13 protein-coding genes and 1 tRNA gene are annotated in these 17,058 nt (G+C 33.3%); 4 read left to right on the top strand and 10 right to left on the bottom strand.

Annotation, left to right across the window (positions count from 1 at the left end):
* The first annotated feature begins 68 nt into the window (after nucleotides 1-68).
* Nucleotides 69-142 (top strand) — tRNA-His (locus tag ABDW27_RS05405).
* A 233-nt stretch (nucleotides 143-375) separates the two neighbouring features.
* Here the strand turns inward: ABDW27_RS05405 and ABDW27_RS05400 are convergent.
* The 8 genes from ABDW27_RS05400 to ABDW27_RS05365 all read right to left on the bottom strand — a co-directional run bounded on the left by ABDW27_RS05400 (nucleotide 376) and on the right by ABDW27_RS05365 (nucleotide 12,232).
* Nucleotides 376-1,224: a neutral zinc metallopeptidase gene (locus ABDW27_RS05400; protein ID WP_343694936.1), complete on the bottom strand. Its 849-nt coding sequence runs from the start codon at nucleotides 1,222-1,224 to the stop codon at nucleotides 376-378.
* Between the two features lie 92 nt (nucleotides 1,225-1,316).
* Nucleotides 1,317-5,369, bottom strand: coding sequence for a PAS domain S-box protein (locus tag ABDW27_RS05395; protein WP_343694935.1), 4,053 nt, complete (start codon nucleotides 5,367-5,369; stop codon nucleotides 1,317-1,319).
* Nucleotides 5,370-5,463: 94 nt separating this feature from the next.
* Entirely contained in the window at nucleotides 5,464-6,252 is a 789-nt protein-coding gene (locus ABDW27_RS05390; protein WP_343694934.1) for a hypothetical protein, read from the bottom strand.
* A gap of 115 nt (nucleotides 6,253-6,367) precedes the next feature.
* Complete coding sequence (locus ABDW27_RS05385; RefSeq protein ID WP_343694933.1) at nucleotides 6,368-7,696, bottom strand: aldehyde dehydrogenase; 1,329 nt, start codon at nucleotides 7,694-7,696, stop codon at nucleotides 6,368-6,370.
* A 76-nt stretch (nucleotides 7,697-7,772) separates the two neighbouring features.
* Complete coding sequence (locus ABDW27_RS05380) at nucleotides 7,773-8,462, bottom strand: RNA pseudouridine synthase (RefSeq protein ID WP_343694932.1); 690 nt, start codon at nucleotides 8,460-8,462, stop codon at nucleotides 7,773-7,775.
* Nucleotides 8,463-8,657: 195 nt separating this feature from the next.
* Entirely contained in the window at nucleotides 8,658-9,476 is an 819-nt protein-coding gene (gene panB, locus ABDW27_RS05375) for a 3-methyl-2-oxobutanoate hydroxymethyltransferase (protein ID WP_343694931.1), read from the bottom strand.
* Nucleotides 9,477-9,526: 50 nt separating this feature from the next.
* Nucleotides 9,527-10,720 (bottom strand): SH3 domain-containing protein, encoded by a 1,194-nt coding sequence (locus ABDW27_RS05370; RefSeq protein ID WP_343694930.1) that lies wholly within the window; start codon nucleotides 10,718-10,720, stop codon nucleotides 9,527-9,529.
* Nucleotides 10,721-10,804: 84 nt separating this feature from the next.
* The gene (locus ABDW27_RS05365; RefSeq protein ID WP_343694929.1) at nucleotides 10,805-12,232 is read right to left on the bottom strand and encodes an L-serine ammonia-lyase; all 1,428 of its coding nucleotides are present in this window, start codon (nucleotides 12,230-12,232) and stop codon (nucleotides 10,805-10,807) included.
* Nucleotides 12,233-12,552: 320 nt separating this feature from the next.
* Between ABDW27_RS05365 and ABDW27_RS05360 the strand changes: the two genes are divergently transcribed.
* Genes ABDW27_RS05360 through ABDW27_RS05350 form a run of 3 tightly spaced genes read left to right on the top strand, consistent with a single transcriptional unit; the run spans nucleotide 12,553 to nucleotide 15,852 of the window.
* Entirely contained in the window at nucleotides 12,553-14,700 is a 2,148-nt protein-coding gene (locus tag ABDW27_RS05360) for a cation:proton antiporter (RefSeq protein WP_343694928.1), read from the top strand.
* Nucleotides 14,701-14,729: 29 nt separating this feature from the next.
* Nucleotides 14,730-15,473: a DUF2625 domain-containing protein gene (locus ABDW27_RS05355; RefSeq protein WP_343694927.1), complete on the top strand. Its 744-nt coding sequence runs from the start codon at nucleotides 14,730-14,732 to the stop codon at nucleotides 15,471-15,473.
* A 16-nt stretch (nucleotides 15,474-15,489) separates the two neighbouring features.
* Nucleotides 15,490-15,852, top strand: a complete 363-nt coding sequence (locus tag ABDW27_RS05350) for a VOC family protein (protein ID WP_343694926.1) — start codon at nucleotides 15,490-15,492, stop codon at nucleotides 15,850-15,852.
* A gap of 83 nt (nucleotides 15,853-15,935) precedes the next feature.
* Here the strand turns inward: ABDW27_RS05350 and ABDW27_RS05345 are convergent, their stop codons facing one another.
* Together ABDW27_RS05345 and ABDW27_RS05340 are read right to left on the bottom strand one after the other, a co-directional pair.
* Nucleotides 15,936-16,616 carry a mutarotase gene (locus ABDW27_RS05345; protein WP_343694925.1) on the bottom strand — a complete coding sequence of 227 codons (681 nt, stop codon included), beginning with the start codon at nucleotides 16,614-16,616 and terminating at the stop codon, nucleotides 15,936-15,938.
* Entirely contained in the window at nucleotides 16,613-16,981 is a 369-nt protein-coding gene (locus ABDW27_RS05340) for a DUF1801 domain-containing protein (RefSeq protein ID WP_343694924.1), read from the bottom strand. Before ABDW27_RS05340 ends, ABDW27_RS05345 begins: the two co-directional genes overlap by 4 nt.
* Between the last annotated feature and the right edge of the window lie 77 nt (nucleotides 16,982-17,058).

Genomic DNA, 17,058 nt, shown 5'->3' with positions numbered 1-17,058 from the left:
TTTTTTCATTTTTTTCTTTGTAGAACTCAACCTTTGTTATATATTTGCACTCGCTAAGCAAAAAAATGGTGGTTGTAGCTCAGCTGGTTAGAGTAGCGGTTTGTGGTGCCGCGGGTCGCCGGTTCGAACCCGGTCAGCCACCCAGATTTAAAGCCTTGAAGAAATTCAAGGCTTTTTTTGTTTTCTGCAGAAAACAAACTTCAATAATAAAAATTCCAAATTCCAATTTTAAAACTTTATTGCTTTTCCAATTTGGAATTTGGAATTTGGGATTTTTGAATTGGAATTTAAATGATTATTAGAAATTAAAAAGAAATTAAAAAGCCCGACTGTTAAGTCAGGCTTTTCTGGTGGTTATTATATTTGGCTTTTGTATTATCTAATTTCTTCAAAGGTTGTACCTTGATTAATATCTCCAGTTTTAAAACCTTTTTTAAACCAGTACATCCTTTGTTCTGATGTTCCGTGTGTAAACGAATCCGGAACAATTTGTCCCTGCATTTTGCTTTGAATAGCGTCGTCTCCAACTGCATTGGCGGCACTTAAGGCTTCTTCTATATCTCCGGCTTCTAAAACCTCCTGGTTATCATGTGCCCAGACACCTGCATAAAAATCGGCTTGTAATTCTAATGCTACTGAAAGTTTATTGGCTTCAGCCTGACTTTTTCCTTCTTGTTCCTGATGCATTTTGGCAGATGTTCCTAATAAAGTCTGAACATGATGTCCAATTTCATGAGCAATAACATAAGCAATCGCAAAATCTCCGCCTTCTGCACCAAATCTTGTTTTGAGTTCTTCAAAAAATCCTAAATCCATATAAACTTTTTGATCTGCCGGGCAATAAAATGGTCCTGATGCAGATGATGCACCACCACAGGCAGTTTGTACTGAACCTTTAAAAAGTACTAATTTTGGTTTTTTATAGGTCATGCCATTTTCGGCAAATATCTTTCCCCAGGTGTCTTCTGTTTTGGCCAAAACGGATCTAACAAAATGGCCCATTTCTTCATCTTCTTTGCTTAATGGAGCTGCAGCTTCAGTTTGGGTTTGTCCGCCCTGCATTTGTTCTAAAACAGGCGTAATCATTTTTGCATTTTCGCCGCCAAAAATATTAAGAAGCAGAATAATAATTCCGATAACACCACCTCCAACGGCTATTTTTCCGCCAGAAACAGATCTTCTATCTTCTACATTATCACTTTCTCTTGAACCTCTCCATTTCATATTAAATTGTATTTAAGCTTTTTGTGTTTTTTCTTGTACGAATTTATATAATTTTTGGGAATTACTTAAGATTTCAAATGATTAAGTTTTACTTATTTTAACCATTTTACTAAAGTTTCTTCTACAGAACCTTTCATGATAGGTTTCGAGATATAGTCGTCCATTCCGGCAGAAATACATTTATTGCGTTCTTCTTTCTCAGCACCAGCTGTTACGGCAATAATCGGAATATCTTTTCCGGCTGTTGTATTTCTAATGGCTTTTGTTGTTTCGTAGCCGTTCATAATTGGCATTTGAATATCCATAAAAACAAGAGTCGGATTGATACTTTCAAATTGTTTCACAGCTTCATAACCGTTTTCACATTCAAAAATGAATGCATTGCTATAGAGGTTTTTTACAATTGTTTTAAGGAGGAGCATATTAACCTTATTGTCTTCAACTATTAAAAATCGTATATCTCTGCCATGAGTTTCATCAGGATTTTCAATAGCCGCCGTACTTAAACCTTTTAGTTCGTTATTGTATTTTTCGTTTATGCTTTGATTGCTAGTTTTTAAATTCAAATCAAAGAAGAAATTACTTCCTTCACCAATTTTACTTTCCAACTGTAATCGGCTTTCCATTAAGGCCAAAAGCTGATTGGATATGGTTAATCCTAAACCGGTTCCACCAAATTTTCTTGTGGTAGAACTATCTGCCTGAGAAAAAGCTTTAAAAATCTTCTTTTGGTTTTTTTCCATAATTCCAATTCCGGTATCAATTACAGAAAAACGAATTGTGCAGTTGTTGTTTTTATTTTTTTCTAAAACCGAGACATTCAATTTAATAGAGCCTTCATTGGTAAATTTTACAGCATTTGAAAGCAGATTGATCAAAATTTGTTTTATTCTTACGATATCGGTCCAGATATATTTAGGAACATCCGGATCAACATTCAATTCCAGCTGCAGATTTTTCTGATTGGACTCAAAAACAATTAAATCAAAAACCTGTCCGAGTACTTTTTTGATGTCGTATAAATCAATAAAAAGCTCCAGTTTTCCGGCTTCAATTTTAGAAAAATCAAGAATATCGTTTATGATTTCCAATAATGAATGTGCTGATTGATTAATGGTTGTCATGTATTTTTCCTGAATTTCTTCTAATTCAGTTTTCATCAATAAATGTGTAAAACCAATAATTCCATTCAGAGGAGTTCTGATTTCATGCGACATATTGGCCAAAAAGTCTGATTTTGATTTATTTGCGGCTTCGGCTAATTGTTTTGCTTTAATGGCGTCTTCAGTTTCTTTTTTATTGGTAATATCAAAGTAAATTCCACCCACAAATTCAATTTCGTCTCCTTTTTTAATTACATCTCCAAATTCTTCTACCCAAATGTATTCGCCGGTTTTGCGTTTAATTCGGTAAACATTATGCAAAGGAATTCCGTTTTGAAGGTTATCAATTTGATTGTTAATTACTTCGTCACGGTCGTCATGATGAATAAGAGATAAAAACGAAAGATTGTTTTCGATGAATTCTGTTTTTGAATATCCGGTTAAGTTTTGAATTTCGTCGTTAAGGAAAATTTTAGTCGAAAAGGCGTCAAATTTTGATAAATAAACTGTTCCCGGAATATTATTGGCTATTAATTTGAATTTCTCTTCGCTCTCGATAATCTTACTTTCGTTTCGGTTTCTTTCTAATGCCGACGAAATATTATTGGCCAAAACCTGAAAGATGTAGATTTCTTCTTCAGACCATCTTCGTTCTTTTGTGCAGTCATCAAAACCAATAAATCCGGTAAAAATATCGTTGATATATAACGGCAGAATTAAGATTGATTTTATCTCATTATTAATCAATAATTGCTTAAAAAATCGATCTTCGAGTTTTCGGGTAAAAGTGTTTACAATTCGTTTGTTTTTTGCAGCCTCAAAAATTTCTATGAGATTATCTTCGGTCATGTGCCGCAAAGGTGTAATTTGATGCGGAATTCCTTTTCTTGACCATTTGTATTTTTGAACAACAGTATTAGTTGTGAAATCTCTTTCGTAGTAAAATATATGATCTGCCTTAGAAGCTTTTCCAATTAAATCATAGGTTTCCTGAAACATTTGCTCCGTAGATTTGCTCAGTAAAAATTTTTCTGTACAAAGTGAAAGTGCAGATAATAACTGACTTTTAAATTCTAATCTTCGCTCTGTTTCTAATCGCATCTGCATCGAAATGGCAAGTGAAATTACATCAGAAATAGTTCTGGCATAATTGATGTCTTCATTGTCCCAATCTCTTTGTTCGACAGTGCTTTCAAAACACACTACTCCCGCTAACTGTCCGCTTAAAAATATTGGCACATCAAGCATGGATTTGATGTGGTTTTTGGTAAAATAAAGTCTTTCAAATTCAGAAGTTTCTAACTTATTAAAAACATCCGGAGCATTAATAATGGCTTTGTTTTTTAAGGTTTCAAAATAAATTGGATACGATTCTTTGTCTAGAATATTTTTATCCGTCAGGTTTTGATTATCAATACTGTATAAGTTTTTGCAGGAAATGAGATCTTTGGAGTATTTCCAAAAGCTGACTCTGTTTGCTTTGCTTACTGTCGAGGCTTCTTTTATTATATAATCGATAACGTTTTTTAAATTGTTGTAAGTGCTAAAATCTGTTGTCGATAATTTTTTGGTAGAATTGTTATAAGCCTCGATTTTTTCTAAACGTCTTTTTTTCTCGTTTTCGGCATTTTTAATTTCGGTAATATCTCTGGCAATTCCGGCAAAACCAATAGTTTGGTCTAAGTCATTTTTGCGAATGATAATCTTTTGCGAAATCCATAATTCCTGTCCGTTTTTCTTTAAAATCGGGAGTTCTATAATAGGGAATTTATTTCCGTTGTTTTCAAAATTTTCATAAAAATCTACAGCAGTCATAGAGTAGCTTTCATGAATAAAATTTGAATAATGTTTTTGAATTATTTCGTCTTCGGCATAGCCTAAAAGCGAATAGGCGATTTCATTTATAAAAGTAAAATGACCTTCTGCATCCACTTCAAAAATAATATCTGTAGCGGTTTGAATTAGGTTTTTGTATTGATCCTGTACAATAATCTGTTCGGTAACATCCTGACCGATACTGATTATTAAGTCATCAGAGAATTTTTTGTCTTTCCATTGAATGTATTTATATTCTCCGTTTTTATTCTTTAATTTACGGGTGTAGATTTTATTTTCTTCGTGGTTTATTAAATAGTTGTTTTCGTTGTAGGTGCTTCCTTTGGTCAGTTTCCAAAAATTCAAACCCATAACTTCTTCCGGCTGATATCCTAAAATGGATGTTACAGTTTCGCTGCAAAATAGTATTTCTCCTTTTTGATCTGTTGCAATTGTTAATGAATTTCCTTTATGAACAATTTCGCTGGCAAATCTGAAATTATCCCTGTTGTTTTGTAAAACGGCATATTTTACCTGATTGATAATGAAAATCAGAATGCAGAAATTGATTAGTAATATAGTTGATTTTAAAGGAATTAGGTGGAATGCAATGGTGGCAATAAGAAACAAAAAAACGAGACCTACAAAAAACCAGTAAATTTTTATGGGTTTTAAAATGTTGTATGAAAAGAAAAAAGAGATTAAAAATACAATTACCGGTACAACATCATTGTATAGAAAAATAATATTATAACAGACATAACTGATGTAAATAAAGAAACTGAAAATAAAAATCTGCTGAATTTTATCTCTCAGCCATTTTACTTTATCAATTATTAAATAGATCAGAAGTACTGAAAAGCCAATGGAAACATTTACAACAAGTAAACTTTTTGGTCTGATTTTGAAAATTTCATTGATGATTTCAATTACAATAACTGCAATTCCAAAAAACAGAATATAAAGCTGATATTCTCTCCCAACAGTGTCTGCTTCTTTTTTCTTTTCTATGAAATTTCCAATTTTAGCTTTAATTCTGAAAAACTGATAAACCAGCAATCCCAAAAAGCCAAATAATGAAAGTCCAAGAATAATAAATTTGGGATTATTGTAAAAAATGATATCTGAATTGAAAACATACCAGACTGCCATGATTGATTTTAGGGAATTGCCAAAATCAGCAATTCCTGAAACCAATAAATTGAAAAAACTATAGTCGGCTGCCATAGATTTTGAGGTATGTTTGGTTTTGTAAATAGCAATTTTTAAATTCTAGTAATAAAAAGTTGGTTATGCTTTTTATAAAATATTAGAATTTATTTTATTCTAAATCCGATCTTCCAATTGAATCAATCGGATCTCGTTTTTCTTCATTATCAAAAATTGAAAAATAGGCAGCATAAGTTACAGAGGTGCTAAAAACAGCTGTAAAAAACAGCCCTACAACACATGCAAAAATACCTACCATTGCGCCAATATAGGCAACTATAAAAAGTCCGAAAATGGTTATTGGATTTTTACTCACTAAAATTATACTCGATTTAATGGCTTCGAAAACATTCAGGCCGCCAAAAACGATTAAAGGAATCGCAAAAAAAGTAAAATAAGAAATGAATAAAGATAGGGCAGCACCTAAGTAAAAAATTCCCAAACTGTCCAGAGAATAATTAAGTAAGATGCTTAAAAAGCCTAATATAAAGGCAAGTGAAAATAAATGAAAGAAATACTTGGGTCTATAATACGTAAAAACAGTCGAAAAATTGATTTTTTCGTCTATATCAGCACACTCTGCTGCTTTAAGAAAACCTGCACCAATTGGAGTAAACAATGCCGTAATAAATGTTATTACTCCCATTATAGTGAGATATTCAACAGAAACTGTATTTCCTAACGCCTTAATGTAATTATCAACAAGACCTTGTAAATTGCCATAAAAAGCACTTAAAATAGTAAAAAAGCCAAAGAAAATAAGGGTTAAAATCAACATTATTACCCCAGAATATATTGCAATCTTTTTATAGTTTTCAAATGCATGATTAAAAACATTAGAAAAATCTATCGAATAGCCGTCTCTTTTGATGGCATCAATTTGCTCAAGTGTAGATTTCATTTTGAAAAGTAAAGTTGTATTATATTCTTTGTTTTTATAATAGTTGTCGTAAATATAATATTTTAAATCAATTTCGAATAAAAATCTACTAAGATTACTAAAATTGTTTAGTAATTTAAAGCCAGTCTAAAATGCGTTTTATTGAAGCGAGTTTATCCTTATAAGGCGCGTATCGCATAGGTAAATCAAGCCAATTCCCTTTTTTTACGATTGCTTTGTGATGAGAAAAAATATCGAAGCTCAATTTGCCATGATAAGCCCCAATTCCGCTGTGGCCAACACCGCCAAAAGGCAGTCTTTTATTAGAAAAATGAACAACTGTATCATTAATACATCCGCCTCCAAATGAGTAATTTGCGATTAATTTTTTGGCAAACGATTTATTTTCGCTAAAAATATAAAACGCGAGAGGTTTTTCGTACTTACTTATTACGTTATGGATATCGGCTGCTGTTTCATAAGTGAGAATTGGCAAAATCGGGCCAAAGATTTCTTCTTTCATAACCGCACTGTCCAGATCAGGATCTTCAATTAATGTTGGAGAAATATAAAGTTTTTCATGATTGGTTTCTCCGCCAAAAATTACTTTTTCCCGTTCGATCATTTGATCTAAACGAACCCAGTTTTTGGTATTTATTATTCGGGCGAAATCAGGCGATTTGTCTATTTTTTTTCCGTATGCCTTTCCAATTTCTTCCATTAAAAATGAAATAAAATTGATTTTCATGTTTTTCTGAACCAGAATATAATCGGGAGCAATACAGGTTTGTCCGGCATTAATGAATTTTCCCCAGACGATCCTTTTTGCTGCTAATTTTAAATCGGCAGTTTCATCAATAACACAAGGATTTTTTCCGCCTAATTCAAGAGTTACCGGAGTAAGGTGTTCAGCAGCAGCTTTTGCTATAATTTTTCCAACAGAAACACTTCCGGTAAAGAAAATATAATCCCAGCGCTGAGCTAATAATTTGTTAGAAACTTCTACACCGCCTTCATAAACTTCTACATGATTAACATGGAAAGTTTTTTCGATAATTCTGGCAATTATGGATGAAGTATGCGGCGTAAGTTCAGAAGGTTTTAAAACCACTTTATTTCCGGCGGCAACGGCAGAAATCAGCGGACATAAAGCCAATTGAAACGGATAATTCCACGGAGCAATGATTAATACATTTCCGTAAGGTTCTTTATAAATAAAATCTGAAGAAGGAAAATTTAGAAGAGATGGAAAAACGCGTTTAGGTTTTGCCCACGAACTAAGATTTTTAATAGTATCTTTTAATTCTGAAATTACATAACTCGTTTCAGTTACAACCGATTCAAATTCAGGTTTTTTAAAATCATCATACAGCGCTTTTATAATTAAGTCTTCGCTTTGTTTAATGTTATGCAATAACTTTTTGAGCGTTTCTTTTCTGTATCCGATGTCGTTTTTGAAATCCATTTTATGATCAGCTTGTTTTTTAGGATATGCAAGTTAATCGATAAAAATTAAAAAATTAACAATTTAATCATAAAAATCATACCGCATTCCAAACAGTTTCATCAGGTACAGGAGCAATAATTGTTATGTTTTCTTTAGTTACAGGGTGAATAAAAACAAGTTTTCTGGCATGAAGATGAATTCCGCCGTCAGGATTGCTTCGGTCAAAACCATACTTTAAATCTCCTTTTATAGGTGAGCCAATGGCTGCCAGCTGTGCCCGTATTTGATGATGACGCCCTGTGTGAAGATTGATCTCAAGAGCAGTATAATTTTGAAGTTCTTTTATGATTTTATAATCCAGACTTGCTAATTTACTATCTGGAACTTCTTTTAAATGTGCTTTTGAAGTATTATTTTTTTCGTTTCTTTTTAAGTAATGAACCAATTTTGAAGCCGCTTCAGCAGGTTTATTTTTTACAACAGCCCAATATGTTTTTTTAGTTTCACGATTACTAAATAATTCATTCATTCGTGATAATGCTTTGCTGGTTCTGGCAAAAACCACAATTCCCGTTGTGGGTCTGTCCAGACGATGAATTACCCCTAAAAATACATCTCCTGGTTTGTTGTATTTCTCCTTAATGTATTGTTTTACAATATCTGATAAAGGTTTATCACCAGTTTTGTCTCCTTGCACAATATCACCCACACGTTTGTTAACCACAATAATGTGATTGTCTTCGTGAAGAATTTGAAGATTATTTTTATCTGAAACTATTTTCATGAGATTAGACTTGCTTAGATTTTTAGATTCTAGATTTGAAAGAAGTTTGGCTAAAGCCTTTCAATAGATCTAAAAACAAACCTCCAGCTAAAGCTGGAGGCAATTTATGTAAACCTTTGAACCTTTTGCTGCTTTGCCACTTTGAACCTAAAAATCTTAGTATCTCAGAACCTTAGCAACTTAGAATCTTAAAAATTAATATTGTTCCCCAGAATTAGGAAAATCACTAGACTTAACATCAGCTGCATATTGGCCAATTGCTTTTGTCATTAGTTCGTATAAATTTAGATAGCGACGTAAGAAACGCGGACTAAATTCATTATTCATTCCCAGCATATCATGAATAACCAAAACTTGTCCGTCAACACCGCCTCCGGCACCAATTCCGATAACTGGGATTGAGATGCTTTTTGCAACTTTTTCAGCTAAATCAGCAGGGATTTTTTCAAGAACAACTGCAAAACATCCTACTTTTTCAAGCATTTGAGCATCTTCGATTAATTTTTCTGCCTCTTCTTCTTCTTTGGCACGAACACTGTATGTTCCAAATTTGTAGATAGACTGAGGTGTTAAACCCAAGTGACCCATAACCGGAATCCCGGCATTTAATATTTTTTTGATTGATTCTTTAATCTCTTTTCCGCCTTCAAGTTTTACCGCATGTCCGCCGCTTTCTTTCATAATTCTGATAGCAGAACGTAAAGCTTCTTTTGGGTCAGACTGATAACTTCCGAAAGGTAAATCGACTACAACTAAACCTCTTTCTACAGCGCGAACTACAGATGAAGCGTGATATATCATTTGATCTAAAGTAATTGGCAAAGTCGTTTCATGGCCCGCCATAACATTTGAAGCAGAATCTCCCACCAAAATCACGTCGACTCCGGCAGTATCAACAATTTTAGCCATTGTATAATCATACGCCGTAAGCATAGAGATTTTTTCTCCGTTGCTTTTCATTTCAATTAATGACTTTGTTGTGATTCTTTTATAATCTTTTTTTGCTACTGACATTTTAAGTTTTTTTGATAATGTAAAAGTATTGAATAATTGTAAAAAGGGAATCAGCAATAAAAGAATATTTCGACAGAAAATAATTTTCCGTCTTTAAATTCGATTCTAAATTGACTGTCTTCCATCATGATAGCATAATGATGCGGTGATTTTAACGAAGCGTCGATATAAGTTCCGTATTTCTCAATGAAAGCTTTTTCGGACACCGAATTATCTAAAACTGAATTGGCATTTATGATAAGCTTGTTGTTTTCGTTAATGTAAACCTTAACTATTTCAGCCTGATTTTTCTTTTCATCAACAGAAGTTTCTAAATCAGGATAATAATAAAATAAATCACTTAGGTAAATACCGCATTCATCACTGATATTGGCTTTTTTAGCGGGTTTTCCAAATATCTTTACTAATTCTGTCTGCGATAAATAAAAGGATTTTGTTTTGGTGCCTTTTAAACTGAATTCGGCTTTTTTGGAGAAGGCAATAATTTGTTCTGCTGTTTTAGATTTCATCAAACCTTTGACTATAGCCATGTTCAATTCGGTTTCAGCAAGAAGTTTAGGATCATTTAATTGTTTTACAACTTCATAATAACGTTGATAAGCCGGTGTTAAAGTTGTTTTATCACTATTCCATGCTAATTCAACAATGCGTTCACTGATTGTTTTGCGATCCGGAATATTGTTTACATCTAATTTGTCAAAATCTTTGAGTAAAGCGTTCATGTTAGGTCTTTTTCCAACAAATTTTCTTAACGTAAACATTATGTATTCTTCCTTAAAACCACCGGATAGGTTAACCCATTCATTTTCATCTTTTGGAAGATAATCAATAGAAACAGCATCGCCGGTAAATAAAATTTCTCTAACCTTTGAATTTCTGTCAGGAAGCGCTCTGGCTTTTAAGCCCGCAGCTAATATAAAAAGGTGATTACTGCCATGATAATGATCTCCGCCAAAAAGAATGGGATTTTCCGGGTCTACGGTTTTTATATCACCCGCATTTAAAGATGTAGAAATGAATTTAGCCGGAACATATCCTTCAGAAAAATTATCAGCTTTGACTTTGTACCAGCCATTTTTGCTGTCAGATAACAGTTGTACCTGAGCCCCATATTTAAAATAACCTAAAAAATCAGAGGTATTTGTACTGGTATACAAACGAGTATCTGAATTAATAAAATAGGTTTCCTGTGAATGTGATAGAAGTGAAAGAAATAATGCAATTAGAAAGTAAAGTTTTTTCATGAAAAAATAATTCTTAGAGAAGTTTTAGCCACAGATTAAAAGGATTCAAAAGATTTTAATCTGTGGCTAATATTTTTTTAAATTTTAGCAATCTGCCATGTTTACTGCAATGGCAAGACCACCTTCTGAAGTTTCTTTGTATTTAGAATTCATATCTTTTGCTGTTTCCCACATTGTGCCAATCACTTTATCAAGAGGAACTTTTGCATTTTTAGAATCGGTTTCAAGAGCAAGTTCGGCTGCGTTTATGGCTTTTATAGCGCCCATGGTATTTCTTTCAATACACGGAATCTGCACCAAACCGCCGATTGGGTCGCAGGTTAAACCTAAATGATGTTCCATTGCAATTTCGGCAGCCATTAAAACCTGAGCCGGAGTTCCGCCCATTAATTCGCAAAGTGCTGCTGCTGCCATCGACGACGAAACGCCAATTTCTGCCTGACATCCGCCCATTGCTGCAGAAATGGTAGAACCTTTTTTAAAGATACTTCCAATTTCGCCGGCAACCATCAAAAATTGTTTGATTTCTTTTTCGCCTGCATTATGGTTTTCGATCACCATATAATACATCAAAACCGCCGGAATTACGCCGGCACTTCCGTTAGTAGGAGCCGTAACTACACGTCCTAGCGAAGCATTTACTTCATTTACGGCCAATGCAAAACAGCTTACCCATTTTAAAATCTGGCGAAATTTTACTTCGGTTTTTCTAATTTCCTGAAGCCAGGACTGCGGATCAGTGTAATTTGATAAGCCAATTAAATTTTGATGCATATCAAAAGCGCGTCTGCGAACATGTAACCCGCCAGGAAGAATTCCTTCTGAATGACATCCTATGTACATGCATTCCAGCATGGTGTTCCAAATACGCATTAATTCGGAATGAATTACTTCTTCAGAACGCATTGATTTTTCATTTTCATACACAATTTCAGAAATCGATTTGTTCTCTGAGATGGTATAATTTAAAAGCTCAACCGCATTTTGAATTGGAAACGGAAAGGCACATTTTATAACTTCTTTTATTTTGGCATTTTCACGCTCTTCTTTCACTACAAAACCACCGCCGATTGAATAAAAAGTCGATTCATATTGAGAATCATCATTTTTATAAGCCGTAAATTTTAAGCCATTCGCGTGAAAAGGAAGAAAGTCTTTATTGAAAACAATGTCCTGAAGAAAATAAAACGGAATTTTATATTCGTTTGCGAGATTAATCTCGTTTGTGTCTTCGATAGTTTTAATAATTCCGGCAATATTCTCAACCGGAATATATTCAGGATCCTGACCGCTTAAGCCCAGCATAACAGACAAATCTGTAGCGTGTCCTTTTCCGGTTAAAGAAAGAGAACCGTACAAATCGACTTTTACACGGGTAACCTGATCTAAAATAGACTCACTTTTTAACTCTTCTAAAAAGCGTTCTGCGGCTCTCCATGGACCCAAAGTATGTGAACTTGAGGGACCAACGCCAATTTTAAGCATATCAAAAACAGAGATACATTCTTCCATTGTTCAATTTTTGTTAAGACAAAGATAATTGAATAATGCAATGAAGAGTTATATTCGAATGTTAATCTTGCATATTTGTTAAAAAAGATATTAAATTTTAATAATTCGGCAACGAAATAAATTTAATTCCTTAATATGGCGTTTTCGTAAAAAGTTAACCTTTTTTCGGTATTTTTGTAAAGATGCAACCATCTAAATCTGCTGTTTCTTTTAATTACCCAGAATTTAAAATTAACCGAAACTTCAGTTAATTTCGTTTTAATTCTACCAATGTCTTTTTACGAAAATTTTAGAATACCACAAAAAGATAAAATTACATTATGATAGAATTTTTCAAGCATTTTTTACACGAATTTGAATTACCTCTCAGCAATCCGGTATTGATTTTTTCGCTTATACTTTTCATTATCCTGCTGTCGCCGATTTTACTTAAAAAAATAAATATTCCGGGAATTATCGGATTAATTATTTCAGGAGTTATTATTGGTCCGCACGGATTAAATATTCTGGCGAAAAACTCTGCCGTAGATTTATTTTCAACGATTGGTCTGCTGTATATTATGTTTATTGCCGGACTAGAATTAGATATGAACGAGTTTAAAGCCAACAGAAACAAGAGTTTATTATTTGGTTTTTTCACGTTTATTTTCCCGCTTTCCATTGGTTTTCCGGTTTGTTTTTATTTGCTGAAATATGATTTTAACGCCAGTTTTTTAACAGCAAGTATGTTTGCAACGCACACTCTGGTCGCTTATCCGATTGTGAGCAAACTCGGAATTGCAAAAAATCAGGCAGTTGCTATAACTGTTGGAGGGACAATTTTAACCGATACAGCCGTTTTGATTATTCTGGCCGTAATTATGGGAAGCAGTCAGGGAAATTTAAATCAGGCTTTCTGGATTAAGTTAGGAGTTTCGCTGGCCATTTTCTCAGCCATAATGTTTTTACTGATTCCGAGAATCGCCAAATGGTTTTTTAAGAAGTTAGAAAGTGAAAAACACGCCCATTATATTTTTGTATTATCTGTCGTTTTCTTTGCCGCATTTTTGGCAGAAGTAGCAGGAGTAGAACCTATTATTGGCGCTTTCGTTGCCGGTTTGGCTTTAAACCCTTTAATTCCGCATTCATCGGCTTTAATGAACAGAATTGAGTTTATAGGGAATTCATTATTTATTCCGTTTTTCCTGATATCAGTAGGAATGCTGGTTGACATTAGCGTTATTTTAAGTGGACCAACGGCTTTAATTGTAGCGGGAACTTTGAGTGTTGTGGCTATTTTTGGAAAATGGATTGCGGCCTTTTTTGCTCAAATTGTGTTTAAATATACCAAAACAGAAAGACAGCTTATTTTTGGATTAAGCAGTGCGCATGCCGCCGCAACTCTGGCTGTGATTTTAGTAGGTTTTAAAGCCAAGATTCTGGATGAAAATATTTTAAACGGAACCATTATTTTAATTCTGATAACGTGTATTGTGGCCTCTTTTGCAACAGAAAAAGCAGCTAAAAAAATTGCAATTTGCGAAGAAGAGATTTCGCATGAAAAAGAAGGAAATGATCAAATTTTAGACGAACATATTTTAATTCCGCTGGCAAAAACTTCGGCGACAGCCAGTTTATTAGATTTTGCTCTTTTAATAAAAGATAAAAAATCGTCAAATCCGGTAACACTTTTAACGATAGTTCCTAATAACGATCAGGCTGAGAAAAATATTCTGAAATATAAAAAAGCAGTCGATAAATTTGTCATTCAGGGATCGGCTTCAGAAGTAAAAATAAATACAATTGCCAGAATCGACCATAATCCAGCGAGCGGAATTGCCAGAACTTCTAAGGAAATTATGTCTGATATCGTTATTATCGGCTGGCCGAAAAAAACAGGTTTCTTAGATAAAATTTTTGGAGAAAATGTAGATTCGATTATCAATAATGTTGATAAAAGTTTATTTATCTGCCGATTTCAGCGAAATTTTATTGAAGAAAAAAGGCTGGTATTTATTTGCCCGCCATTTTCTGAAAGAGGTGTAGGATTTCAGCTTTTATTGCAAAAAATCTGCAGGTTATCACAGGAATTAAGCATTCCGATTGTAATTTATGCCGAATATAAAACGCATCAAACCATTCAGCAGATCGCTAATGACCTGCGATTGAATGCTAAATTAGGTTTTAAAAGCGTAACAGAATGGGATGATTTTGAAGCAATTTCAGATGAAATTAAACCAACAGATTTAATCGTTTTCAATTTATCGAGAAAAGGTTCCGTTTCTTATCATTCTATTTTTGACAGACTGCCTCAAAAATTCGAAAAATTCTACAGCGATAATAACATCATACTAGTTTATCCGCAAGATGACCGAAAAGAAAGCGCTATGGATGCTTACGAAGATTTTACCGCTACACCATTAACAAAAAGTATCGAAGCAATTGAACAGATTGGTCGTGGTTTAGGTAGTATTTTGAAGAAGGGGTAATTAAGTGATAAAGATTTACATTAAATTAAATGATAAAAAGATTTCTATTACTGGCATTGATTTTAATAAATTTTGCAGCGATTGGACAAAATAAGATGAAAGAAGTTAAAGAGCTTATTGATACAAATGACCCAGGCTGGCCTATTGTGGAAGATTGGATAAAAACTGCAAAAAATAAAGTAGAAATTTTACCTGTTGATGCAACAAAAGCAAAAGAGGCCTTATATAAAACGCAGGTTACAACCCGTTCGATTTTGGGAGCAGTTGTTTATAATACCGGCGGACTTTTAATTGATGGTGGATGGATTCGCATTCTGGGTTCAGGAAATGCTAAATTTAATCGTTCTGTTCCTGATTGGAATAAAGGAAAGTCGTTTAATGAATTTGGAGAAGTCCCTTCGTTTTTATTAATTGCAGATGATGCAATTGGAGGTTTTTTTATGCTGAATGGAGGAGGATTAGGTAATGACGTTGGTAAAATTTATTATTTCTCTCCTGATAATCTCGAATACGAATCACTTGATATTACCTACTCTGAATTTATAGGTTTTTGTTTGAATAATGATTTGGATAAGTTTTATGAAGGAAACAGATGGAACGGATGGAGAGAAGAAGTTTCGAAATTAAAAGGTGATGAAGTTTTTAATTTTTACCCTTTTCTATGGACTGCAGAAGGAAGTGACATAAATAAAAGTTTACGCAAAATCATTCCAATTCAGGAACAATATAGCTTGAATATTGATTTGCGTAAACAGCTTGGATTTGATAAATAATATCAAAAAGAATAAAATGAACCACAACATAAAATCAATACGACCATTTATAGGATCTAAGAATTTCGAAACCTCAAGAAATTTTTATCGTGATCTGGGTTTTGAAGAAGTAGTTTTAGAATCTAATTTCTCCGTTTTTAAATCGGGAGAAATGGCTTTTTATCTACAAGATTATTATGATAAAAACTGGATTGAAAATACCATGATTTTTCTGGAAGTCGATGATGCAGATCGCTATTATCAGGAACTCTCAGCCTTAAATTTAACTGAAAAATACGGAGTAAAATTAACGCCAACGCGCCATTTAGATTGGGGAAGCGAATGTTTTCTGCACGACCCGTCTGGAGTTTTATGGCATTTCGGAACTTTTAAAAAATAAGTTTGACACGAATTACACTAATTTACAGTAATTTTTTTTAAACTTAATTCGTGAAAATTAGTGTAATTCGTGACGAAAAAACGTCACAAATTAAAATCTTTTAAATGAATTGTGTTTTCTTCTCTCTGATACCAATCATTAAAAACTAATTCTAATTTTTCAACTTTAAATTCTCCAAAATTATAATCTCGAAACTGCTCTGTAATTTCTATTAATTTTTCAGGATTTTGAAGTTTTTCAGTAAAACGCATTACGGTTGAGTGTGCCGTAGAAATAGAATAACGACTGTCGATACTTTGTTCTAAAGCCGAATTTTTAAAATTCTCCCTAAGTTTGTCTCTTAGATTATTTAAAGTTTCATCAGAAGGAAATCCCTGAATCATAATAGCCGAATTGGAAGCGGTAACACCTTTAAATCCAATTGTAATGGAACCTAAATTTTCTAGACTTTTTTCGATGATTTTGATGTAATCTTCAATATTAATTTTATCTAAACTAAAACCTTCATAACACGAAATAATCGACATTATCGTAACGTGTATATCTCCATTAGGATAATAATATTGTTTAGAATCAAGTTTTTTTAATTTGTCTAAAAAGAGCTGAATATTAGCTTTTATTTTTTCGCTGGGGCGGAGGAGAAGCGTAATTCCAAAACGAGAATCTGAAACATCTTTTATTTTTGAATCTAAAATATAATTTCCGCTCAGAATAGCTTCTTTAGAAGTTTTGTAAAGTTGATTGTAATGTTGGGTTAAGTTCATTTCTTTTTCGCCTTTTCCAAATTTTCTTTCACTCTAAATTTCACAATTTTAGTGATTAAATCATAAGGCATTTTTTCTTTTAAAGGAAACTGAACAGAACCTTTTCCTGATTTGTATTTAGAAAGTTCAGAAGCAAAAGCTTCGTGACCGCTTGGCAACGCATAAAGTCCGATATGATTTTTAAATGCCGCGAAATAAACCACGATTCCGTTTTGCTCAAAAGCCGGCATCGAATAACTGATTTTTTCTTTGGCATCAGGAGCTGCTTTTTGAATCGTCATTCTCACTTTTTCCAATATTTCCTGAACCTCATTCGGAAATCCACCAATATATTCGTCTATGTTTTCGGGTTTTTTCGTGTCCATGACTTTTTATTTTTTTGTTTCAAGTTTCAGGCTTCAGGTTCTGACTAACTTGAAACAAAAAAAACTTGAAACCTGAA

Origin of the sequence: Flavobacterium sp., assembly GCF_039595935.1 — a bacterium.
Taxonomy (GTDB): Bacteria; Bacteroidota; Bacteroidia; order Flavobacteriales; family Flavobacteriaceae; genus Flavobacterium.
Note: the sequence above shows the minus strand (reverse complement) of the source record. Positions and strands in the feature narration are given on the sequence as shown.

Coding starts and splice junctions, on each gene's coding strand:
- ABDW27_RS05360 (WP_343694928.1), top strand. CDS start 12,553: ATGATAGAATTTTTCAAGCATTTTTTACACGAATTTGAATTACCTCTC.
- ABDW27_RS05350 (WP_343694926.1), top strand. CDS start 15,490: ATGAACCACAACATAAAATCAATACGACCATTTATAGGATCTAAGAAT.
- ABDW27_RS05340 (WP_343694924.1), bottom strand. CDS start 16,981: ATGGACACGAAAAAACCCGAAAACATAGACGAATATATTGGTGGATTT.
- ABDW27_RS05390 (WP_343694934.1), bottom strand. CDS start 6,252: ATGAAATCTACACTTGAGCAAATTGATGCCATCAAAAGAGACGGCTAT.
- ABDW27_RS05395 (WP_343694935.1), bottom strand. CDS start 5,369: ATGGCAGCCGACTATAGTTTTTTCAATTTATTGGTTTCAGGAATTGCT.
- ABDW27_RS05355 (WP_343694927.1), top strand. CDS start 14,730: ATGATAAAAAGATTTCTATTACTGGCATTGATTTTAATAAATTTTGCA.
- ABDW27_RS05385 (WP_343694933.1), bottom strand. CDS start 7,696: ATGGATTTCAAAAACGACATCGGATACAGAAAAGAAACGCTCAAAAAG.
- panB (WP_343694931.1), bottom strand. CDS start 9,476: ATGTCAGTAGCAAAAAAAGATTATAAAAGAATCACAACAAAGTCATTA.
- ABDW27_RS05370 (WP_343694930.1), bottom strand. CDS start 10,720: ATGAAAAAACTTTACTTTCTAATTGCATTATTTCTTTCACTTCTATCA.
- ABDW27_RS05400 (WP_343694936.1), bottom strand. CDS start 1,224: ATGAAATGGAGAGGTTCAAGAGAAAGTGATAATGTAGAAGATAGAAGA.
- ABDW27_RS05345 (WP_343694925.1), bottom strand. CDS start 16,616: ATGAACTTAACCCAACATTACAATCAACTTTACAAAACTTCTAAAGAA.
- ABDW27_RS05365 (WP_343694929.1), bottom strand. CDS start 12,232: ATGGAAGAATGTATCTCTGTTTTTGATATGCTTAAAATTGGCGTTGGT.
- ABDW27_RS05380 (WP_343694932.1), bottom strand. CDS start 8,462: ATGAAAATAGTTTCAGATAAAAATAATCTTCAAATTCTTCACGAAGAC.